Origin of the sequence: Pseudomonas sp. RC4D1, from assembly GCF_018390395.1 — a bacterium.
Classification (GTDB): domain Bacteria; phylum Pseudomonadota; class Gammaproteobacteria; order Pseudomonadales; family Pseudomonadaceae; genus Aquipseudomonas; species Aquipseudomonas danubii.
The window spans coordinates 251-24250 of sequence record NZ_JAHBAW010000003.1; the positions used below are offsets into that span (position 1 = coordinate 251).

The 24000-nt window shown below is 68.7% G+C and carries 2 protein-coding genes (1 of these 2 running past the window's edge); both read left to right on the forward strand.

The features are described 5' to 3' along the window. Entirely contained in the window at positions 1 to 13116 is a 13116-nt protein-coding gene (locus KHO49_RS25065) for a non-ribosomal peptide synthetase (protein WP_213666000.1), read from the forward strand. After that, positions 13113 to 24000: the 5' portion of a non-ribosomal peptide synthetase gene (locus KHO49_RS25070; RefSeq protein WP_213666001.1), read on the forward strand. Its footprint extends 3836 nt past the window's final position; 10888 of the gene's 14724 nt are visible here — the first part of the coding sequence; the start codon lies at positions 13113 to 13115; its stop codon lies beyond the right edge, outside the window. The genes KHO49_RS25065 and KHO49_RS25070 overlap by 4 nt, the downstream gene beginning before the upstream one ends.

Below are 24000 nucleotides of genomic sequence, written 5' to 3' on the forward strand. Positions count from 1 at the left end.
ATGCAGTTCAGCGAATTGATGGCCGTTCTTTCGACCCTCGCGATCCGTCTTCAACGGGACGGCGAGGATCTGCTGGTGCAGGGCGATGACGAGGCCCTGGACGACGCACTCTGGGACAGCCTGATCCAGCACAAGGCGCAGCTTCTGCAGCAGGTGAGCGAACAGGGCGGCCACTGGCTGAGCCCGGCCTTCAGGATCACCCCGGACATGCTGCCCCTGGTGTCACTGGAGCAGCCGGCCATCGACCGCATCGTCGCCGGCGTGCCAGGCGGCGCCGCCAATGTGCAGGACATCTACCCCCTGGCGCCGCTGCAGGAGGGCATGCTCTATCACTACCTGTCCGCGCCCCAGGGCGATCCCTATGTGCTCCAGGCGCATTTCGCCTTTGCCGACCGGCAACGGCTGCAGGCCTTTGCCGAGGCCTTGCAATGGGTGATCGAGCGCCACGACATCCTGCGCACCGCGATCGTCTGGGAAAGCCTCGATGAACCGCTGCAGGTGGTCCTGCGCCAGGCGCCGCTGCAGTGTGAAGCGCTACCGCTGGACGCCGCCGGGGGCGATGCCCTGGCCCAGTTGCAGCAGCGCTACGATTCCCGGCATTTCCGCCTGGACCTGCGCCAGGCGCCGCTGTTGCGCCTGGTGCACGCCGAGGACCCGGTCAACTCGCGCCAGGTGGCGTTGCTGCTGTTCCATCACATGGCCCTGGACCACGCCGCCCTGGATGTGGTGCGCCAGGAAATCCAGGCCTGTCTGCTGGGCCAGCGCCAGCAGTTGCCGCTGCCGGTGCCGTTTCGCAACCACCTGGCCCAGGCCCGCCTGGGGCAGAGCGAGGAGCGCCACGCAGCCTTCTTCCGCGAGATGCTCGGGGATATCGATGAGCCGACCCTGCCGTTCGGCCTGGGGGATGTGCAGGGCGCAACCGGCCGCATTGAAGAACACCGGCTGCCTCTGGATCGCCAGCTCAGCCAGCGCCTGCGCAGCCAGGCCCGGCAACTGGGGGTGAGTGTGGCAAGCCTGATGCACCTGGCCCTGGGCCGGGTCCTGGGCCAGCTGTCCGGGCGCGAGGCGGTGGTGTTCGGCACCGTGCTGCTGGGGCGCATGGAAGTGGGCGAGGGCGGTGAGCGGGCCCTGGGCATGTTCATCAACACCCTGCCGCTGCGGGTGGATGTGGGAGCGCAAAGCGTGCGCGCCGGGGTGCTGGCGACCCATGCTCGGCTGAGCGCCTTGCTGGCCCATGAGCACGCCTCCCTGGCCCTGGCCCAGCGTTGCAGCGCAGTCAGTGCGCCGACCCCGCTGTTCAGCGCCATGCTCAATTACCGCCACAGCCACCGGGCCGATGGCGACCAGGTCCAGGAGCTGGTGCCGGGCATCCAGGTACTGGGTGCCCAGGAGCGCACCAACTACCCGCTGACCGTCAACATCGACGATCTGGGCGAGGACCTGCAGATCACCGCCCTGGTGGACGCCAGCCTGGGTGCCGAGCGCATCAGCGGCTACCTGCTGACCACCCTGGAAAGCCTGGCCCTGGCCCTGCAGGCAAACCCCGAGGCGCCGTTGTACAGCCTGGAAATGCTCCCGGCCAGCGAGCGGCGTTACCTGCTGCAGGGCCTGAACACGCCCCTGGGGCAGTACCCCGACAGCCCGCTGATCCATCAGCAGGTGGAGGCCCAGGCCCGGGTCCAGCCTGAGGCGCCGGCGCTGCTTTTCCAGGCACAGCGCCTGAGTTACGGCGAGCTCAACCGCCGCGCCAATCAGGTGGCCCATCGCTTGCTGGCGCTGGGGGTGCGTGCGGACCAGCGCGTGGCGATCTGCGTCGAGCGCGGCCTGGAAATGATCATCGGCCTGCTGGGCATCCTCAAGGCCGGTGGCGCCTACGTGCCCATCGACCCGGCCTATCCCCGGGAACGCATCGCCTACACCCTGGAGGACAGCGCCCCGGTGGCGCTGCTGGTGCAGGCCGATACCCAGGCCCTGGTGGCCGACCTGCGGGTGCCGCTGATCGACCTCGACAGCCGCACCCTGGCCCACGAGTCCCCGGACAACCCCGACGTGCCGGGGCTGACCCCGGCCAACCTGGCCTATGTGATCTACACCTCCGGCTCCACCGGCCTGCCCAAGGGCGTGATGGTGGAACACCGCAACGTCGCCCGGCTGTTTTCCGCCACCCGCGACTGGTTCGATTTCAACTGGCGCGACGTCTGGGCGCTGTTCCATTCCTTCGCCTTCGACTTCTCGGTGTGGGAGATCTGGGGCGCCCTGATCCATGGCGGCCAGTTGCTGGTGGTGCCCCAGGTCGTCAGCCGCTCCCCGCAAGCTTGCTACGCACTGCTGTGCGAGGCCCGGGTGAGCATCCTCAACCAGACCCCCAGTGCCTTCCGCTCGCTGATTGCGGCCCAGGACCAGAGCGGGCTCAAGCATTCCCTGCGCCAGGTGATCTTCGGCGGCGAAGCCCTGGAGCCGGGGATGCTCAAGCCCTGGTACGCCCGGCTGGAGAACGTCGGCACGCAACTGGTGAACATGTACGGCATCACCGAAACCACGGTGCACGTGACCTACCGGCCGTTGCAGGCGGCGGACGCGCAATGGGTGGGCAGCAGCCCCATCGGCCGACGGATTCCCGACCTGCAACTCTATGTGCTGGACGCACGCCGCGAGCCCTTGCCCACGGGGGTGGTGGGGGAGCTGTATGTGGGGGGCGCCGGGGTGGCCCGGGGTTACCTCAACCGTGATCAACTCAACGCCGAGCGCTTCATCGCCGACCCCTTCAGCAATCGACCGGGGGCGCGGCTGTACAAGACCGGCGACCTGGCCCGCTGGCGCACCGATGGCAGCCTGGAGTACCTGGGGCGCAACGACGATCAGGTGAAGATTCGCGGTTTCCGCATCGAGCTGGGGGAGGTCCAGGCGCGGCTGGCGGCGTGCGACGGGGTGGGCGAGGCGGTGGTGATCGCCCGGGAACAGAGCCCGGGAGACAAGCGCCTGGTGGCCTATGTGATTCCCCGGCCGGGAGCGGCCCCGGGCGCCGCGCAACTGCGTGAGCAACTGCGCCAGAGCCTGGCGGAGTACATGCTGCCCAGCGCCTTCGTGCTGCTGCAGGCCTGGCCCCTGACCACCAACGGCAAGCTCGACCGCAAGGCCCTGCCGGCGCCGGACAGCGCCGCGCTGGCCCGACGCGACTATCAAGCGCCCCAGGGCGAGGTGGAGCAGGCCATCGCGAAGATCTGGCAGGAGCTGCTGCAAGTGCCCCAGGTCGGGCGCCAGGACCATTTCTTCGAGCTGGGCGGCCATTCGCTGCTGGCGGTCAAACTGATGGAGCGCATGCGCCAGGTGGATCTGTGCGCCGATGTGCGGGTGCTGTTCGGCCAGCCAACCCTGGCCGCCCTGGCGGCCGCCGTGGGTGGGCAGCGCGAGGTGCAGGTGCCGGCCAACCGCATCGCTGCCGATTGCCGGCGCATCACGCCAGAGCTGCTGCCCCTGGCGGACCTCGATCAAGCGGCCATCGACCGGGTGCTGGCCCAGGTGCCCGGTGGCGCGGCCAACGTTCAGGATATCTATGCCCTGGCTCCCTTGCAGGCGGGCATCCTGTATCACCACCTGAGCAGCACCGAAGGCGACCCCTATGTGCTCCAGGTGCAGTTCGAGTTCACCAGCGACGACGTCTTGCAGACCTTTACCCTGGCCTTGCAGCAGGTGATCCAGCGCCACGACATTTTGCGCACCAGCGTGGTCTGGCAAGGCCTCGACGCGGCGGTGCAAGTGGTCTGGCGCCAGGCTCCCCTGGAGCTGGAAGTGCTGGAGCTAGACCCCGCCCGGGGGACGATCCTCGGGCAACTGCAGGCCGGTTTCGACCCCCGTCACTATCGCCTCGACCTGGGCCGGGCACCTTTGCTGCGCCTGGTCTGTGCCCGGGACGCTGACCCGCAGCGCTGGCTGGGCATCCTGTTGCTGCATCACCTGGCCCTGGACCACAGCTCCCTTGAGGTGCTGGTGCAAGAGATCAGTGCCGTGCTGCAAGGCCACGGCGCGCAGCTGCCGCCTGCCGTGCCTTACCGCAACTATGTGGCCCAGGCGCGCCTGGGGCTTGGCGAACCGGAACATCAGGCGTTCTTTCGCCAGATGCTGGGGGACATCGACGAGCCGACCCTGGCGTTCGGCCTGCAGGACGTCAATCGCGACGGCAGCGGCATCCGCGAGCAGCAACTGCGGCTGGAACCGGCACTGTGCCGGCGTTTGCGCCAGCAGGCGCGCAGCCTTGGCGTCAGTGTCGCCAGCCTGATGCACCTGGCCTGGGGCCGGGTCCTGGGGCCGCTGTCCGGCCGCGACGACGTGGTGTTCGGCACCGTGCTGCTGGGCCGCATGCACGGCGGGGCGGGGGCCGACCGCGCCCTGGGCATGTTCATCAACACCTTGCCACTGCGGATCGGCCTGGGCCCCCAGGGCGTGGCAGAGGCCCTGCGCCGTACCCATCAGCAACTGGCGCAACTGCTGGGGCATGAGCACGCCTCCCTGGCCCTGGCCCAGCGTTGCAGTGGCGTACCGGCGGCGCAGCCGCTGTTCAACAGCCTGCTCAACTACCGTCACAGCCCCCAGCAAGCCGCCGGGGACCAGGGGCCGGCGGCCTGGGACGGCATTCGCGTGCTGGCGTCCGAAGAGCGCAGCAACTACCCGCTGGCGCTGAACATCGACGATGACGGCGAGGGCTTGCGCCTGACCCTGCAGGCGGTGGCCCAGGTCAATGGCGAGCGGGTCTGCCGCTACATGGAATGCGTCCTGGAGCACCTGGCCCAGGCCCTGGAGCAGACGCCGGACATGGCCCTGCAACAGATCCCGCTGCTGCCCGCGGCCGAACGCCGGCAACTGCTGGTGGAGTTCAATGCCACGGCCCGTGACTATCCGCGCCGACAGACCCTGCACCAACTGTTCGAAGCCCAGGCCCAGGCCCATCCGCAGCGGGTGGCGGCGGTGGAGGGCGATGCGCTGCTCAGCTACGCCGAACTCAATACCCGGGCCAACCAGCTGGCCCACCATCTGCTGGAGCTGGGGGTACAGCCCGGGGATCACCTGGCGATTCTGTTGCCACGCTCCCTGGACCTGTTGCTGAGCCAGTTGGCCATCAGCAAGTGCGCCGCGGCCTATGTGCCCCTGGATATCCATGCCCCGGCCCAGCGCCAGGGCTTCATGGTCAGCGACAGCCGCAGCGTGGTCTTGCTGACCCGCAGCGACGAGGTGCTGGATTGCCCGGCCCGGCGCGTGGACCTGGATCGCCTGCAGCTGAATGCCTTGCCCACCCACAACCCGGACCTGCCCCAGTCCTCCGAGAGCGTGGCGTACATCATGTACACCTCCGGCTCCACCGGCACGCCCAAGGGGGTTCGGGTGCCGCACCGGGCCATCAGCCGCTTGGTGATCAACAACGGCTACGCCGATTTCAATCCCGAGGATCGGGTGGTCTTCGCCTCCAACCCGGCCTTCGACGCCAGCACCATGGACGTCTGGGGGGCCTTGCTCAACGGCGGGCGGGTGCTGGTCATCGATCACCACACCCTGTTGGACCCGGTGCGCTTCGGCCAGGCGCTGAGCACCTTGGGGGCCACGGTGCTGTTCGTCACCACGGCGCTGTTCAACCAGTATGTGCAGCTGATTCCCGAGGCCCTCAAGGGCTTGCGGATTCTCCTCTGCGGCGGCGAGCGTGCCGACCCGGCGGCCTTCCGCCGGCTGTTGGCGCACGCGCCGCAACTGCGCCTGGTGCACTGCTATGGCCCCACCGAAACCACCACCTACGCCACCACCCATGAGGTCCGGCAATTGGCGGTCGACGCCGAGCACGTGCCCATCGGCCGGCCGATCTCCAATACCCGGGTGTATGTCCTGGATCAGCACCAGCAGCCAGTGCCCCTGGGGGCCCAGGGCGAGATCGTCATCGGTGGCGATGGCGTAGCCCTGGGTTACCTCAACCGTCCCGAACTGAGCGCCGAGAAGTTCATCCGCGACCCTTTCAGCGACCAGCCGCAGGCGCTGCTGTACCGCACCGGGGACCTGGGTCGCTGGCTGGACAACGGTGTGCTGGAGTGCCTGGGTCGCAACGACGATCAGGTGAAGATTCGCGGCCTGCGCATCGAACCGGGCGAGATCGAGGCGCGTTTGCTGAGCTGTCCCGGGGTCAGGGAAGGCGTGGTCCTGGCCCGCGAGGATGAGCCCGGGGACAAGCGCCTGGTGGCCTACTACAGCGTGCAGGCCGACACCCCGGAGCCGTCCGCCGAATCCCTGCGCCAGGCGCTGCAACAGCAACTGCCGGATTACATGGTGCCCCTGGCCTATGTGCGCCTCGATGCGTTGCCCCTGACCAACAACGGCAAGCTGGACCGCAAGGCCCTGCCGGCGCCGGATCAGTCGGCCCTGCTCAGCCGTGGCTTCGTCGCCCCCGAGGGCGAGGTGGAGACGGCCCTGGCACGGATCTGGAGCGAACTGCTCAAGGTCGAGCGGGTCGGGCGTCACGATCATTTCTTCGAGCTGGGCGGGCACTCGCTGCTGGCGGTGAGCCTGATCGAGCGCATGCGCCAGATCGGCCTCAGCGCCGATGTGCGGGTGCTGTTTGGCCAGCCGACCCTGGCGGCCCTGGCCGCCGCGGTGGGCAGCGGTCGCGAGGTGCAGGTGCCGGCCAATCTGATCGGCGCCGATTGCCAGCGCATCACACCAGAGCTGCTGCCGCTGATCGAACTGGACCAGCAAGCCATCGATCGGGTGGTGGCCAGCGTCCCCGGGGGCGTGGCCAATGTGCAGGACATCTACCCCCTGGCGCCGCTGCAGGAGGGCATTCTCTATCACCACCTGAGTGCCGAACAGGGCGATCCCTACCTGCTGCAATCGCGCCTGGCCTTCGACAGCCTGGAGCGTTTGCAGCGCTTTGCCGGGGCCATGCAACAGGTCATCCAGCGTCACGACATCCTGCGCACCGCGGTGCTCTGGGAGGGCTTGCCGCAGCCGCTGCAGGTGGTCTGGCGGCAGGCCGAACTGCAGGTTCTGGAGCAGGTCCTGGACCCGGCCGACGGCGATCTGCTCGAACAACTGCAGCAACGTTTCGACGCCCGCCACTGGCGCCTGGACCTGACCCGCGCGCCGCTGATCCGCCTGGTCTATGCCCGGGTCCCGGGGCAGTCGCGGGTGCTGGCGATCCTGCTGTTCCACCACCTGGCACTGGATCACACCGCCATGGAGGTGATCGGCGAGGAAATGCGTGCGCTGCTGTTCAACCACCACGAGCGTCTGGGCACCCCGATGCCTTATCGCAACTACGTGGCCCAGGCTCGGCTGGGGGCCGGTCAGGCGGAGCACGAGGGGTTCTTCCGGCAGATGCTCGGTGATATCGACGAGCCGACCCTGGCCTTTGCCGTGGAGAATGTGCAGGGCGATGGCCGGGATATCGAAGAGGTCCGGGTGCCTGTGCCCGACGCCCTGAGCCTGCGCCTGCGCGAGCAGGCGCGGCAGTTGGGGGTCAGTGCCGCGGCGCTGATGCACCTGGCCTGGGGCCTGGTCCTGGGGCAGGTGTCCAATCGCCGGCAGGTGGTGTTCGGCACCGTTCTGATGGGGCGGATGCAGGGCGGTGAGGGCGCCGACCGGGCCCTGGGGGTGTTTATCAATACCTTGCCGCTGCGGGTGGATGTGGACGCCGGCAGCGTGCGGGCCGGGGTCCGTGCGACCCATGCCCGGCTCAGTGCCCTGCTGGCTCATGAACATGCGTCCCTGGCCCTGGCCCAGCGTTGCAGCGGGGTGCCGGCCAGCTCGCCGCTGTTCAGTGCCTTGCTCAACTACCGGCACAGCGTGGCGGACGCCGGACACGGCGCTGGCCTGGATATCTGGCAGGGGATTGAGCTGCTGGGGGGCGAGGAGCGCAGCAACTATCCGCTGAGCCTGAGCGTCGACGACCTGGGCCAGGGCTTCAGCCTGTCGCTGCTGGCGCTGCCGGCGATTGGTGCACAGCGCATGGCCGGCTACATGCTCCAGGTGCTGGAGCAACTGGCCGATGCCCTGGAATGGAGTCCGGACCTGGACCTGGTGCAGCTCTCGGTACTGCCGACGGCGGAGCGCCAGCAGTTGCTGGAAGGCTTCAACGCCAGCGCCGCCGACTATCCCCGTGGACAGACCCTGCACGGCCTGTTCGAGGCCCGGGTGCAGGCCGCGCCCGAGGCCGTGGCCCTGGTGCAAGGGCCATTGCGCCTGAGCTACCGGCAACTGAATCAGCGGGCCAATCAACTGGCCCGGCAACTGCTGGAGCTGGGGGCCGGCCCCGACGAGCGCGTGGCGCTGTGCCTGCCGCGGGGGCCGCAACTGCTGACGGCCATGCTGGCGATTCTCAAGGCCGGAGCCAGCTATGTGCCCATCGACCCGAGCCATCCGCCGGAGCGCATCGCCTACCTGCTGCAGGACAGCGCGCCCCTGGCGGTGCTGGTGCAGGGGGCTACCTGTGAGTTGCCGGAGATGCCCGGCCTGGTGCGGATCGACCTGGACGGCTGCGTCTGGCAGCAGGCGCCCCTGGACAATCCCCAGGTGCCGGGGCTGACCCCGGCGCACCTGGCCTATGTGATCTACACCTCCGGTTCCACCGGCCAGCCCAAGGGCGTGATGGTGGAGCACCAGAGCCTGGAGAACCTGGTGCAGTGGCACTGCGCGACCTTCGAGCTGGGGCCGGGGCGCCACAGTTCCAGCGTCGCCGGCCTGGGTTTTGACGCCATGGCCTGGGAGGTCTGGCCGACCCTGTGCAGCGGCGCCACCTTGCACCTGCCACCGGCCGAGGTCGGCAGCCAGGACCTTGACGCCTTGCTCGGCTGGTGGCGGGCCCAGCCCCTGGATATCAGCTTCCTGCCGACCCCGGTGGCCGAGTACGCCTTCAGCCAGGGCCAGGGTCACCCGACCCTGAGCACCTTGCTGATTGGCGGCGACCGCCTGCGCCAGTTCCCGGCCGATCCGGGGTTTGCCGTGATCAACAACTACGGGCCCACCGAAGCCACGGTGGTGGCCACGTCCGGCCCAATAGCAGTGGGCGGTTCCTTGCACATCGGCCGGCCCATGGCCAATGCGCGGATCTACCTGCTGGACGAACTGCAGCGCCCGGTGCCCCTGGGGGTAATCGGTGAGCTCTATGTAGGTGGCGCCGGGGTGGCCCGGGGTTACCTCAATCGCGACGCGCTGACGGCCGAGCGTTTCCTCGACGACCCGTTCTGCGCCGAGCCCCAGGCGCGCCTGTATCGCACGGGCGACCTGGCCCGCTGGCGTGCCGACGGCAGCCTCGACTACCTGGGGCGCAACGACGATCAGGTCAAGGTCCGTGGCATGCGCATCGAGCCGGGCGAAATCGAGGCGGCGCTGCTGAGCCATCCGGCCCTCAAGGAAGCCCTGGTGCTGGTGCGCGAAGGGCGTTTGCTGGCGTACTTCACCGAGCATGCCGAGGTTTCCAACCAGGAGCTGGATCTCCAGGATTTGCGCGACCACCTGCAAGGCCGGCTGCCGGACTACATGCTGCCGGTGGCCTATGTGCGCTTGCTGGCGCTGCCCCTGACCGCCAACGGCAAGCTTGATCGCAAGGCGTTGCCACAACCGGATCAGGACGCCTGGCTGAGCCGCGAATTCGAAGCGCCCCAGGGCGAGGTGGAAAACGCCCTGGCGCAGATCTGGAGCGAGCTGCTGCAGGTGCAGCAGGTCGGGCGCCACGATCACTTCTTCGAGCTGGGCGGGCACTCGCTGCTGGCGGTGAGCCTGATCGAGCGCATGCGCCAGATCGGCCTTGGCGCCGATGTGCGAGTGCTGTTCAACCAGCCGACCCTGGCGGCCCTGGCCGCTGCGGTGGGCAGCGGTCGCGAGGTGCAGGTGCCGGCCAATCTGATCGGCGCCGATTGCCAGCGCATCACCCCCGAGCTGTTGCCGCTGATCGAACTGGACCAGGACGCCATCGAACGCATCGTCGCCACGGTGCCGGGCGGGGTGGCCAACGTGCAGGACATCTACCCCCTGGCGCCATTGCAGGAGGGCATCCTCTATCACCACCTGAGCGCCCGCCAGGGTGATCCTTATCTGCTGCAATCCCATCTGGCCTTCGCCGACCGGCAGCGCCTGGAAGACTTCACCCAGGCCTTGCAGCGCGTGGGCGAGCGCCACGACATCCTGCGCACCGCGGTGCTCTGGGAGGGCCTGAAACAGCCGCTGCAGGTGGTCTGGCGCCGGGCCCGGGTGGCGGTGGAGGAGGTCATCCTCGACCCGGCCGAGGGCGACATCCTTGAGCAGTTGCAGGCTCGCTTCGATGCCCGGCATTGGCGCCTGGAGCTGACCCAGGCGCCGTTGATGCGCCTGGTCCATGCCCAGGACCCGGTCCGGCAACGCACGGTGGCGATCCTGCTGTTCCATCACATCGTCCTGGACCACACCGCCCTGGAGGTGGTCCGCGAGGAAATCCAGGCCTGTCTGTTGGGGCAGGAGCCTGCCGGCACGGCGATTCCCTATCGCAACTATGTGGCCCAGGCCCGCCTGGGGGGCAGTCGCGAGGAGCATGAGGCGTTCTTCCGCGAGATGCTCGGGGACATCGACGAACCGACCCTGCCGTTCGGCCTGCAGGACGTGCAGGGCGATGGTGAGGCCATTGAAGAGTTGCAGCGGGCGCTGGACGCCGACCTGAGTGCGCGCCTGCGGGCCCAGGCGCGGCTGCTGGGGGTCAGTGCCGCGAGCCTGTTCCACCTGGCCTGGGCCCGGGTCCTGAGCGTCACCTCGGGCCAGGAGCGGGTGGTGTTCGGCACCGTGCTGCTGGGACGCCTGCAAGGCGGACTGGGGGCCGACCGGGCCCTGGGCATGTTCATCAACACCTTGCCGTTGCGGGTCGACCTGGACCACAGCGGCACCCGGGCGGCGGTCAAGGCGACCCACGTCCGGCTCAGCGCCTTGCTGGGGCACGAGCATGCCTCCCTGGCCCTGGCCCAGCGTTGCAGCGCCGTGGCCGCGCCGCTGCCGCTGTTCAGCGCCATGCTCAACTACCGCCACGGCAGCGACGCAGCGCCGAGCCCGGCCATGCAACAGGCCTGGCAAGGCATCCAGACCCTGCGCAGCGAAGAGCGCACCAACTACCCCCTGAGCCTCAACGTCGATGACCTGGGCCAGGGCTTCCGGCTGACCGCCATGACCCTGGCGCGGATCGGCGCCGAGCGCATCTGCGGCTACATGGAGCAGGCCCTGCACGCCCTGGTGGACACCCTGGAGCAGGCGCCGCAGCGGCCCTTGCGCCAGGTGCCGATCCTGCCGCCGGAGGAGCGCCGGCAGTTGCTGCACGCCTGCAATGCCACGACCCGGGACTATCCGCTGGAGCAGACCCTGCATGGCTTGTTCGAGGCCCAGGTCGTGCGCACTCCCGAGGCATTGGCGGTGCAGGCCGGTGAGCAGCGCCTGAGCTATCGCCAGCTCAACCAGCGGGCCAACCAGTTGGCCGGGCACTTGCTGCAACTGGGGGTGGGGCCCGATACCCGGGTGGCGATCTGCGTCGAGCGCGGCCTGGAAATGGTCATCGGCCTGCTGGCGATTCTCAAGGCCGGCGGCGCCTATGTGCCCATCGACCCGGCGTACCCCGCAGAACGCATCGCCTACATGCTTGAGGACAGCGCGCCCCTGGCGGTGCTGGTGCAGGCTGGCGGCCGGTCCCTTCCGGGCGAGCTGGAAGTGCCTCTGGTGGAACTCGACCGCTGGGTCTGGAGCGAGGCGCCCCAGGCCAATCCGCAACACCCTGGACTGAGCCCGAGCCATCTGGCCTATGTGATCTACACCTCCGGTTCCACCGGCCAGCCCAAGGGCGCGATGAACGAACATCGGGCAGTGGTCAACCGCCTGCTGTGGATGCAGGAGCAGTACCGCCTGACGGCCGATGACGCGGTGCTGCAAAAGACCCCCTTCAGCTTCGACGTTTCGGTCTGGGAGTTCTTCTGGCCGCTGTTCACTGGCGCACGGCTGGTGATGGCCCGTCCCGAAGGGCACAAGGACCCGGCCTACCTGCGCCAGGTGATCCGCGATGAAGGCATCAGTACCCTGCATTTCGTGCCGTCGATGCTCGATGTGTTCCTGGCCCATGGTCAGGAAGTGGAGGACCTCGGCCTGCGCCAGGTGATGTGCAGCGGCGAGGCCTTGCCGGGCAGCCTGGTGCGGCGCTTCAAACAGCAGCTGCCCCAGGTCGGGCTGCACAACCTCTACGGCCCCACCGAAGCGGCGGTGGACGTCACTGCCTGGGATTGCGCCGGGCCGTTGCACAGCACCCCGGACAACACCCCCATCGGCAAGCCCATCGCCAACACCCGCATCTACCTGCTGGACGGGCACATGCAGCCAGTGCCTCGGGGAGTGGTGGGCGAGTTGTACATCGGTGGGGTGCAGGTGGCCCGGGGTTACCTCAACCGTGAACAACTGACCGCCGAGCGCTTCCTCAAGGACCCGTTCAGCGAGGCACCCGGCGCGCGCCTGTATCGCACCGGCGACCTGGGTCGCTATCGGGCCGACGGCGCTATCGAGTACCTGGGGCGCAACGACGATCAGGTGAAGATCCGCGGCCTGCGCATCGAGCTGGGGGAAATTCAGGCCCGCTTGACCCAGCTGGACGGGGTCAAGGAAGCGGTGGTGCTGGCCCGGGAAGACGTGCCCGGGGATCTGCGTCTGGTGGCCTACTACACCCGCCACGAAACGCACGGCCAACTGCCCATCGACAGCCTGCGGGCGCAGTTGCGCGAGCACCTGCCGGACTACATGGTGCCGGCGCTGTTCGTGCACCTGGAGGCGCTGCCCTTGAGCCCCAACGGCAAGCTGGCGCGCAAGGACCTGCCGGTTCCGGGGCGCGACGCGGCCCTGGTGCGCGAATACGAGGCGCCCATCGGAGACACGGAGATCACCCTGGCCCGGCTCTGGGCCGAGTTGCTCAATGTGGAGCGGGTGGGGCGCCACGATCACTTCTTTGAACTGGGCGGGCATTCGCTGCTGGCCGTGAGCCTGATCAGCCGGATGCGCGAAGAAGGCATGGAAGCCGATGTCAGGACGCTGTTCGAACAACCGACCCTGGCGGGCTACGCGGCAATGACCGAACGAATGGAGATCGTCCTGTGAGCGTGACCGAACTGTTGGCGACACTGAAGGAAAAAGACGTGCAACTGGTGCTCAAGGGCGAGCAACTGGTGGTCCAGGGCAACAAGCAGGCCTTGAGCGAACCGGCCCTGCTGGCCCGGCTGCGGGAATACAAACCGCAACTGATCGAGCTGATCAAGGCCGGGAAATACTCGGCCACCAAGGCCGGGCAGGTCCAGGTGCCGGGCAACGGCATCACCCCGGCGACCCGCCACATCACCCCGGACCTGCTGCCCCTGGCCGACCTCAGCCAGGAGGCCATCGAGCGCATTGTCGCCACGGTGCCGGGCGGGGTGGCCAACGTGCAGGACATCTACCCCCTGGCGCCGCTGCAGGAGGGGATTCTCTATCACCACGTCAGTGCCGTGCAGGGCGATCCCTATGTCATGCAGGCGCATTTTGCCTTCGCCAGCCGCGAGCGCCTGGAGGCCTTTGCCGAGGCCTTGCGCGGGGTCATTGCGCGCCACGATATCCTGCGCACCGCGGTGCTCTGGGATGGCCTGGAGCAGCCGATGCAGGTGGTCTGGCGCGAAGCCGCGCTGGTGCTCCAGGAGGTCGAGACCGACCCGGGCGCGGGCGACGTCATGGCCCAGTTGCATGGCCGTTTCGACGCCCGCCACTTTCGCCTGGACATCAGCCAGGCGCCGATGCTGCGCCTGGTGCATGCCTGGGACGCCGCCGGGCAGCGGATTGTCGCCATGTTGCTGTTCCATCACATGGCCCTGGATCACAGCGCCCTGGATGTGGTGCGCCATGAAATGCAGGCGTTGCTCATGGGCCAGGGCGAGCGCCTGGGGCCGGCCCTGGCGTTTCGCAACTACGTGGCCCAGGCCCGGCTGGGCACCCGTGAAGAGGAGCACGAGGCCTTCTTCCGGCAGATGCTCGGCGATATCGACGAACCGACCCTGGCGTTCGGCCTGCAGGATGTGCAGGGCGATGGGCGAGCCATCGAGGAAGCCAGCCTGACCCTGCCGGAGCCGTTGAGCCAGCACCTGCGGGCCCGGGCGCGGCAGGCCGGGGTCAGCGCCGCGAGCCTGTTCCACCTGGCCTGGGGCCGGGTGCTGGCGACCCTGGCGGGCAAGCGCAAGGTGGTGTTCGGCACGGTGCTGATGGGGCGCATGCAGGGCGCCGAGGCCACCGACCGGGCCCTGGGGATCTTCATCAACACCTTGCCGTTTCGCCTGGATGTGGACGAACGCCCCCTGGATGAGGCCCTCAAGGCCACCCATGCGCGCCTGACCACCTTGCTGCGCCATGAACACGCGGCCCTGGCCCTGGCCCAGCGCTGCAGTGGCGTGAGCGCGCCGACCCCGCTGTTCAGTGCCTTGCTCAACTACCGCCACAGCGGCGCCGCCGTCAGCACCGAGGCCCAGGCCGCCTGGGCCGGGATCAGCACCCTGCACTCCGAGGAGCGCACCAACTACCCCCTGACCCTGAGTGTCGACGACCTCGGCGCGGGCTTTGGCCTGACCTTGCTGGCCAGCACCCAGGTCGATCCGCGACCGATCCTCGACTACCTGCTGTGCACCCTGGAACACCTGGCCCAGGCCCTGGAACAGACGCCCGGGCTGGCCCTGGAACAACTGCCGATCCTGTCCCGGGACCAGCGCCAGCAGTTGCTCGAAGGCTTCAACCACAGCGCCGTGGATTACCCCCGGGGCCAGACCATCCATGAGCGCATCCAGGCCCAGGCGGCCCGTACCCCTGAAGCGGTGGCCGCCTGGTACCAGGGCCGGGCCCTGAGCTACGCCCAGCTCAACCAGCAGGCCAATGTGCTGGCCCGGCAATTGCGCGAGCTGGGCGTGCAGCCCGACGACCGGGTGGCCATCGTTGCCCGGCGCGGCCTGGAGACCCTGGTGGGCTTGCTGGCCATCCTCAAGTCCGGGGCCTGCTATGTGCCGATCGATCCGACTCATCCCGCCGAGCGCCTGGACTACCTGCTGCAGGACAGCGGCCCGCGGGCGGTGCTGACCCAGGCCGATCTGCTGGGGCGCCTGCCGCGCGTGTCGGTGCCGGTGATCGAACTCGACCCGCGTCTCTGGCAGGACTCGGCACAGGACAACCTTGAAGTGACGGGCCTGACCCCGGCCCATCTGGCCTATGTGATCTACACCTCGGGCTCTACCGGCCTGCCCAAGGGGGTGATGGTGGAACACCAGACCCTGTGCAACCTGGTGGACTGGCACTGCCAGGCCTTCGACCTGCACGCCGGCAGCCACACGTCGAGCCTTGCCGGGTTCGGCTTCGACGCCATGGCCTGGGAGGTCTGGCCGGCCTTGTGCGTCGGCGCCACCCTGCACCTGGCACCGGCCCATGAGGGTAGCGAGGACGTGGATGCCTTGCTCGCCTGGTGGCGTTCCCAGCCCCTGGAGGTGAGCTTCCTGCCGACCCCGGTGGCCGAGTACGCCTTCAGCCAGGAACTGCAACATCCGACCCTGCGCAGCCTGTTGATCGGCGGCGACCGCCTGCGCCAGTTCAGTCATCAGCAGTCCTTTGCCCTGATCAACAACTACGGCCCCACCGAAGCCACGGTGGTGGCAACGTCCGGCCCGATAGCGGCGGGCGGCTCCCTGGACATCGGCCGGCCCATCGCCAACGCGCGGATCTACCTGCTCGATGAGTTGCAGCGGCCGGTGCCCATCGGCGTGGCCGGCGAACTCTATGTGGGCGGCGCCGGGGTGGCCCGGGGTTACCTCAATCGCAACGAGCTGACGGCCGAGCGCTTCCTCGACGATCCCTTCAGCGACCAGCCCGGGGCGCGCATGTACCGCAGCGGTGACCTGGCCCGCTGGCTGGCGGACGGGCGCATCGAGTACCTGGGGCGCAATGACGACCAGGTGAAAATCCGTGGCGTGCGCATCGAACTGGGGGAAATCGAGAGCCGCCTCAACCCGTTCCCCGGGATCAAGGAAGCGGTGGTGCTGGTCCGCGAAGACCAGCCGGGCAACCCGCGGCTGGTGGCCTATTTCACTGCGCACGAGGGGGCTGCTGCGCTGTCGGTGGCGGACCTGCGGGCCCACTTGCTGGCGCAACTGCCGGACTCCATGGTGCCGATGGCCTATGTGCAGCTCGACGCCTTGCCCCTGACCGCCAACGGCAAGCTGGACCGCAAGGCGCTGCCGGCGCCGGATCAGGCGGCCTTGATCAGCCGCGAGTACCAGGCCCCTCGGGGGCCCACCGAAACCACCCTGGCGGATATCTGGCAAGAAGTGCTGCACTTGCCGCGAGTCGGGCGCCACGACCACTTTTTCGAACTGGGCGGCCACTCTCTGCTGGCCATGCGCATGGTGTCCCAGGTGCGTCAGCGCCTGGGGGTGGAGCTGGCCCTGGGCGAGCTGTTCGCCAATGCCGAACTCTGCGCGGTGGCGGCGGTGCTCGACCGGGCCGGACGCAGCCAGTTGCCGGAGATCTTCCCGGCGTCCCAGGACCATGACCTGCCACTGTCCTTTGCCCAGCAACGCCTGTGGTTCCTGGCGCAGATGGACGGCGCCGGCAGTGCCTACAACATCCCCATCGGCCTGGGCCTGCGCGGGCGCCTGGATCGCCCGGCGCTGCAACAGGCGCTGCAGGCCATCGTCGCTCGGCACGCCACCTTGCGCAGCCGCTTTGTCCTGGGTGAAGACCAACCCCAGGTGCTGATCGGTGCCATCGAAGAAGCCCTGGAACTGGGGTTCGAAGACCTGCGGGACGCACCCCGGAACCTGGCCGAACGGGTACGGGCCGAGGCGGCCCAGGCCTTCGACCTGGAACGCGGGCCAGTGATCCGCGGGCGCTTGCTGGCCCTGGCGGACGATCATCATGTGCTGCTGCTGACCCTGCACCACATCGTCGCCGACGGCTGGTCCATGGGGGTGCTGACCCGGGAACTGGTGGCCCTGTACCAAGCCTTCAGCCAGGGCCGCCCGGACCCGCTGCCGCCGCTGGCGGTGCAGTACAGCGACTTTGCCCTGTGGCAGCGCCGCTGGCTCAGTGGCGAGGTGCTGCAGCAGCAGGGCGACTACTGGCGCCAGACCCTGGCCGATGCCCCGACCTTGCTGACGCTGCCCTACGACCGGCCACGGCCGCCGCACCAGGACTTCAGCGGTGGCAGCGTCGAGATCCTCCTCGATGGGCCGCTGAGCGCCCAGCTCAAGCGCCTCAGCCAGCGCCATGGCTGCACCCTGTACACGACCCTGCTGGCGGCCTGGGGCTTGCTGTTGGGGCGCCTCTCGGGACAGACCGATCTGCTGATCGGCATTCCGGTGGCCAACCGCATGCGCGCCGAGGTGGAAGGGCTTATTGGCCTGTTCGTCAACACCCTGGCCCTGCGCCTGGACTTGGACGCCGAGCAGAGTGTTGCCGCCTTGCTGGCCCAGGTCCGCGCCCGCAGCTTCGCCGCCCAGGCCCACCAGGACCTGCCCTTCGAACAGGTGGTGGAGATCGTCCGGCCCCAGCGCAGCCTGTCCCACAGCCCGCTGTTCCAGGTGGTGCTGACCTGGCTCGACGATTTCGCCCAGGACCTGGTGCTCGATGAGCTGACGCTCGAAGGCGTGGCCGGGGCAACTCAGGTGGCCAAGTTCGACCTGACCCTGAGCCTGGGAGAAAGCCAGGGGCAGATCCGTGGCGCCCTGGACTACGCCACCGCCTTGTTCGATGCAGCGACCGTGCAGCGTTACGTCGGCTACCTGGTGCAGGTACTGCAGGCCATGGTGGCGGACGATCAGCAACGGCTGGCCCAGGTGCAACTGCTGGAGGAGGGCGAGCGTCGACAACTGCTGGAGGCCTTCAACGCCAGTACGCAGGACTACCCCAGGGGCATGACCCTGCACCAGCGCTTCGAGGTACATGCCAGGCAGCAAGCCGATGCCACGGCGCTGCAGGCTGGGGAGCAGAGCCTGAGCTACCAGCAGTTGAATACCCGGGCCAATCAACTGGCCCACCATCTGCGCGGGCTGGGTGTGGGCCCGGATAGCCGGGTGGCGATCTGTGCACCGCGAGGCCTGGAGCTGGCCGTCGGTCTGCTGGCGATCGTCAAGGCCGGTGGCGCCTACGTGCCCATCGATCCGAGCCATCCGCCGGAGCGTATCGCCTACCTGTTGCAGGACAGCGCACCGCTGGCGGTGCTGGTGCAGGGGGCAACCCGGGCCCTGGTGGGCGATCCGTCGGTTGCGGTGATCGATCTGCAGCAGCCGGACTGGCAGCAGCAGTCCTTGGCCAACCCCCAGGTGCCCGGGCTGTGCAGCGAGCATCTGGCCTATGTGATCTACACCTCCGGTTCCAGCGGATTGCCCAAGGGGGTGATGGTGGCACACGGCACCCTGGAGAACCTGGTGGACTGGCACTGCCAGGCGTTCGACCTGGGACCGGGGCGCCATGCTTCCTGTGTCGCCGGCCTGAGCTTCGATGCCATGGCCTGGGAGTTCTGGCCGACCCTGTGCGCAGGCGCCACCCTGCACCTGCCGCCGGCCAGCATCGGTCACCAGGACCTCGACCAACTGCTGCAGTGGTGGCGCGCCCAGCCCCTGGACCTGAGCTTCCTGCCCACGCCCGTGGCGGAATACGCCTTCAGCCAGTCGCTCGGGCATCCGACGCTGCGCACCCTGTTGATCGGTGGCGACCGCCTGCGGCAGTTCAGCCAGCCGCAGAGTTTTGCCGTGATCAACAACTACGGCCCCACCGAAGCCACGGTGGTGGCGACTTCCGGGCTGATGGAAGCCGGCGGGCCCCTGGACATCGGTCGGCCCATCGCCAACGCGCGGATCTACCTGCTCGATGAGTTGCAGCGGCCGGTGCCCATTGGCGTGGCCGGTGAACTCTATGTGGGCGGCGCCGGGGTGGCCCGGGGTTACTTCAATCGCCACGAGCTGACGGCCGAGCGTTTCCTCGACGATCCTTTCAGCGACCAGCCCGGGGCACGCATGTACCGCAGCGGCGATCTGGCTCGCTGGCGGGCGGACGGGCGCATCGAGTACCTGGGCCGCAACGACGACCAGGTGAAGATCCGTGGCGTGCGCATCGAACTGGGGGAGATCGAGAGCTGCCTCAAGCGGCTGCCCGGGATCAAGGAAGCACTGGTGCTGGCCCGGGAGGATCGACCGGGACAGACCCGCCTGGTGGCCTATTTCACCGCGACCGGCACCGTGGCATTGACCCCGTCGGCGTTGCGCAGCCAATTGCTCGGGCACTTGCCCGAGTACATGGTGCCGGCGGCCTACGTGGGCCTGGAGGCGCTGCCGTTGACCGCCAACGGCAAGCTGGATCGGCGGGCGCTGCCCCGGCCCGAGCTCGATGCACTGCTGACCCAGGACTACGTGGCTCCCCAGGGCGCCAGCGAGATCGCCCTGGCCGAGATCTGGAGCGAGCTGCTGCAGGTGCAGCAGGTGGGACGCCACGACCACTTCTTCGAACTGGGCGGGCATTCGCTGCTGGCCATGCGCATGCTGTCCCAGGTGCGCCAGCGCCTGGGGGTGGAGCTGGCCCTGGCCGAGCTGTTCGCCAATGCCCGGCTCAGCGCCGTGGCCCAGGCCCTGGAACGGGCCGAGCGCAGCAGCCTGCCGGACCTGCTGCCGGCGCCGCGCAATCAGCCGTTGCCCTTGTCCTTCGCCCAGCAGCGCCTGTGGTTCCTGGCGCAGATGGAGGGGGCCAACACCGCGTACAACATTCCCATTGGCCTGCGCTTGCGCGGGCAGTTGGATGGCGATGCCCTGCAACGGGCCCTGGAGCGTATCGTCGCGCGCCATGAAACCCTGCGCAGCCGCTTTGCTCAGTACGCTGATGAAGCCGAGGTGCTGATCGCGCCCGTGGAGGCGGGGCTGGGCCTGCTGCTGGAAAACCTGCGGGGCCATCCTCAGGCCGACAAAGCCTTGCAGGCCCTGGTGCAAGGAGAAGCCTCGGCGCCCTTCGACCTGCAGCGCGGGCCGCTGATCCGTGGGCGCCTGATCAGCCTGGCGGATGATCATCACGTGTTGCTGCTGACCCTGCACCATATCGTCAGCGATGGCTGGTCCATGGGCGTGCTGACCCGGGAACTGGTGGCGCTGTACGCCGCCTTCAGCCGCGGCCTGCCCGATCCGCTGCCGCCCTTGGCGGTGCAATACAGCGACTTTGCCCACTGGCAGCGGCGCTGGCTCAGCGGCGCGGTGCTGGAGCAGCAGGCGCAGTACTGGCGCCAGGCCCTGGAGGGCGCGCCGCCCTTGCTGATGCTGCCCGGCGACCGACCACGGCCGGCCCGCCAGGACTACGCCGGCAGCAGCGTCGAAGTCCGCCTCGATGCTGCCCTGACGGCCGGGCTGCGAGCCTTGAGCCAGCGCCATGGCACCACCTTGTACATGACCCTGATGGCGGCCTGGGGGCTGCTGCTGGGGCGGCTGTCCGGGCAGGCCGAAGTGGTGATCGGCACCCCGGTGGCCAACCGCATGCGCGCCGAAGTCGAAGGGCTGATCGGCCTGTTCGTCAACACCCTGGCCCTGCGCCTGGACCTGGGCGCCGCGCCACGGGTGGAGGCCTTGCTGGCTCAGGTCAAGGCCCGGACCCTGGAGGCCCAGGCCCATCAGCACCTGCCGTTCGAGCAGGTGGTGGAAATCCTGCGTCCGGTGCGCAGCCTGTCCCACAGCCCGCTGTTCCAGACCCTGCTGACCTGGCAGAACGGCGACGGGCCGCAACTGGTGCTGGGGGACCTGCGCCTGGAAGCCATTCACGAGGCCAGCCACTTCGCCAAGTTCGACCTGTCCCTGAGCCTGGGGGAGGTGCAGGACCGGATCGAAGGCAGCCTGGAGTACGCCACGGCGCTGTTCGATGGGTCGACCATGAGGCGTTATGTCGGTTACCTGAAGCGGGTGTTGCAGGCCATGGTGGCGGACGACCAGATGCTGCTGGAGCAGGTGCCGCTGCTGGACGCCGCCGAACGTCGGCAACTGCTGCACGGCGTCAACGCCACCGCCCGCGACTACCCCCTGGAACAGACCCTGCACGGCTTGTTCGAGGCCCAGGTACTGCGCACCCCCGAGGCACTGGCGGTGCAGGCCGGTGAGCAGCGCCTGAGCTATCGCCAGCTCAACCAGCGGGCCAACCAGTTGGCCGGGCACCTGCTGCAACTGGGGGTGGGGCCGGACAGTCGGGTGGCGATCTGTGTCGAGCGCGGGCTGGAAATGGTCATCGGCCTGCTGGCGATCCTCAAGGCTGGCGGCGCCTACGTGCCTATCGATCCGGCATACCCCGCAGAACGCATCGCCTACATGCTTGAGGACAGCGCGCCCCAGGCGCTGCTGGTGCAGGGTGCCACCCGGGCACTGCCGGGCAGCCCGACCGTGCCCCGGGTAGACCTGGACCAGCCACTCTGGGCGCGCCAGCCCCGGGTCAATCCCCGGGTCAACGGGCTGACCCCCGGGCACCTGGCCTATGTGATCTACACCTCCGGTTCCACCGGCCAGCCCAAGGGCGCGATGAACGAGCACCGGGCGGTGGTCAACCGCCTGCTGTGGATGCAGGAGCAGTACCGCCTGACGGCCGATGACGCGGTGCTGCAGAAGACCCCCTTCAGCTTCGACGTTTCGGTCTGGGAGTTCTTCTGGCCGCTGTTCACCGGTGCACGGCTGGTGATGGCCCGCCCCGAAGGGCACAAGGACCCGGCCTACCTGCGTCAGGTGATCCGTGATGAAGGCATCAGTACCCTGCACTTCGTGCCGTCGATGCTCGATGTGTTCCTGGCCTATGGCGATACCCGGGGTTGCAGCGGCCTGCGTCAGGTGATGTGCAGCGGCGAGGCCTTGCCGGGCAGCCTGGTGCGGCGCTTCAAGCAGCAGCTGCCCCAGGTCGGGCTGCACAACCTCTACGGCCCCACCGAAGCGGCGGTAGACGTCACTGCCTGGGATTGCGCCGGGCCGCTGCAGAACACCCCGGACAACACCCCCATCGGCAAGCCCATTGCCAACACCCGCATCTACCTGCTGGACGGGCACATGCAGCCAGTGCCTCGGGGAGTGGTGGGCGAGTTGTACATCGGTGGGGTGCAGGTGGCCCGGGGTTACCTCAACCGTGAACAACTGACCGCCGAGCGCTTCCTCAAGGACCCTTTCAGTGAGGCCCCCGGGGGGCGCCTGTACCGCACCGGCGACCTGGGTCGCTATCGGGCCGACGGCGCTATCGAGTACCTGGGGCGCAACGACGATCAGGTGAAAATCCGCGGCCTGCGCATCGAGCTGGGGGAAATCCAGGCTCGCCTGACCCAGCTGGACGGGGTCAAGGAAGCGGTGGTGCTGGCCCGGGAGGACGTGCCCGGGGATCTGCGTCTGGTGGCCTACTACACCTGCGCCGCCGGGCGTCCGGCCCTGGCGGTGGAACAGCTGCGCCAGGCGTTGCTGGAGCACCTGCCGGACTACATGGTGCCGGCCTTGTTCGTGCACCTGGAAGCGCTGCCCTTGAGCCCCAACGGCAAGTTGGCGCGCAAGGAGCTGCCGGCCCCGGGGTTGGCGGCGGCCAGTGTGCGTGAGTACGAGGCGCCGGTGGGTGAGGTGGAGATCCTGCTGGCCGGGCTCTGGGCCGAGCTGCTCAATGTGGAGCGGGTGGGGCGCCAGGATCACTTCTTCGAACTGGGCGGGCATTCGTTGCTGGCGGTGAGCCTGATCGGCCGCATGCGTCGGGCCGGGCTCTCGGCGGATGTGCGGGTGCTGTTCGGCCAGCCGACCCTGGCGGCCCTGGCCGCCGCCGTGGGGCGTGGCCGTGAAGTGCAGGTGCCGGACAACCTGATCTACCGCGACTGCCCGCGCATCACCCCCGAGCTGCTGCCGTTGCTGACGCTGGATCAGGCGGCCATTGACCGGGTGGTGGCCACGGTGCCGGGCGGCACCGCCAACGTCCAGGACATCTACCCCCTGGCGCCGTTGCAGGCCGGCATCCTGTTTCACCATCTGGCCGCCGGCCAGGGCGATCCCTATGTGTTGCAGGCGCAGTTTGCCTTCGACACGGCCCAGCGCTTGCAGACCTTCGTCCGGGCCTTGCAGGGGGTGATCGAACGCAACGACATCCTGCGCAGTGCCGTGCTCTGGGAAGGGCTGGACGAGCCGCTGCAAGTGGTCTGGCGCCAGGCGCCCCTGGAGGGCGATGAAGTCGTCCTCGACCCGGGCCAGGGCGACATCCTCGGCCAGTTGCAGGCGCGCTTCGACAGTACGCGCTATCGCCTGGACATTGCCCGGGCGCCGCTGTTGCGTCTGGTCTACGCCCGGGACCCGGTCAACCAGCGGCTGGTGGCGCTGTTGCTGTTCCATCACCTGGTGATGGACCACGTGGCCCTGGAAGTGCTGCAGCATGAACTGCAGGCCTTCCTCCTTGGCCAGCAGCAACGGCTGGGTGACCCCGTGCCCTATCGCAACTACGTGGCCCAGGCCCGACTGGGCATTGGTGAGGCCGAACATGAAGCCTTCTTCCGCGAGATGCTCGGCGATATCCGGCAACCGACCCTGCCCCTGGGCTTGCAGGACGTGCAGGGCGCCAGCGCGCCGCTCAACGAGGCGCGCCAACCCTTGGACCGCCTGCTGAGCCGGCGCCTGCGCTTGCAGGCGCGGCAGCTGGGGGTCAGCGCCGCGAGCCTGATGCACCTGGCCTGGGGCCGGGTCCTGGGCTGCCTGGCCAACCAGCAGCAGGTGGTGTTCGGCACCGTGCTGCTGGGACGGATGCAAGGCGGCGAGGGCGCCGAACGGGCCCTGGGGGTGTTCATCAACACCTTGCCGCTGCGGGTGGACCTGGGGGACCTGCCGGTGCGTCATGCGCTGCTGGCCACCCATGAACGCCTGGCGCAACTGCTGGGCCATGAACAGGCGCCCCTGGCCCTGGTGCAGCGTTGCAGCGCGGTGGAGGCGGGTACGCCGCTGTTCAGCAGCTTGCTCAACTACC

Excerpts from the sequence above, each read along its gene's own strand:
- KHO49_RS25065 (WP_213666000.1), top strand. The coding sequence starts at position 1 with ATGCAGTTCAGCGAATTGATGGCCGTTCTTTCGACCCTCGCGATCCGT.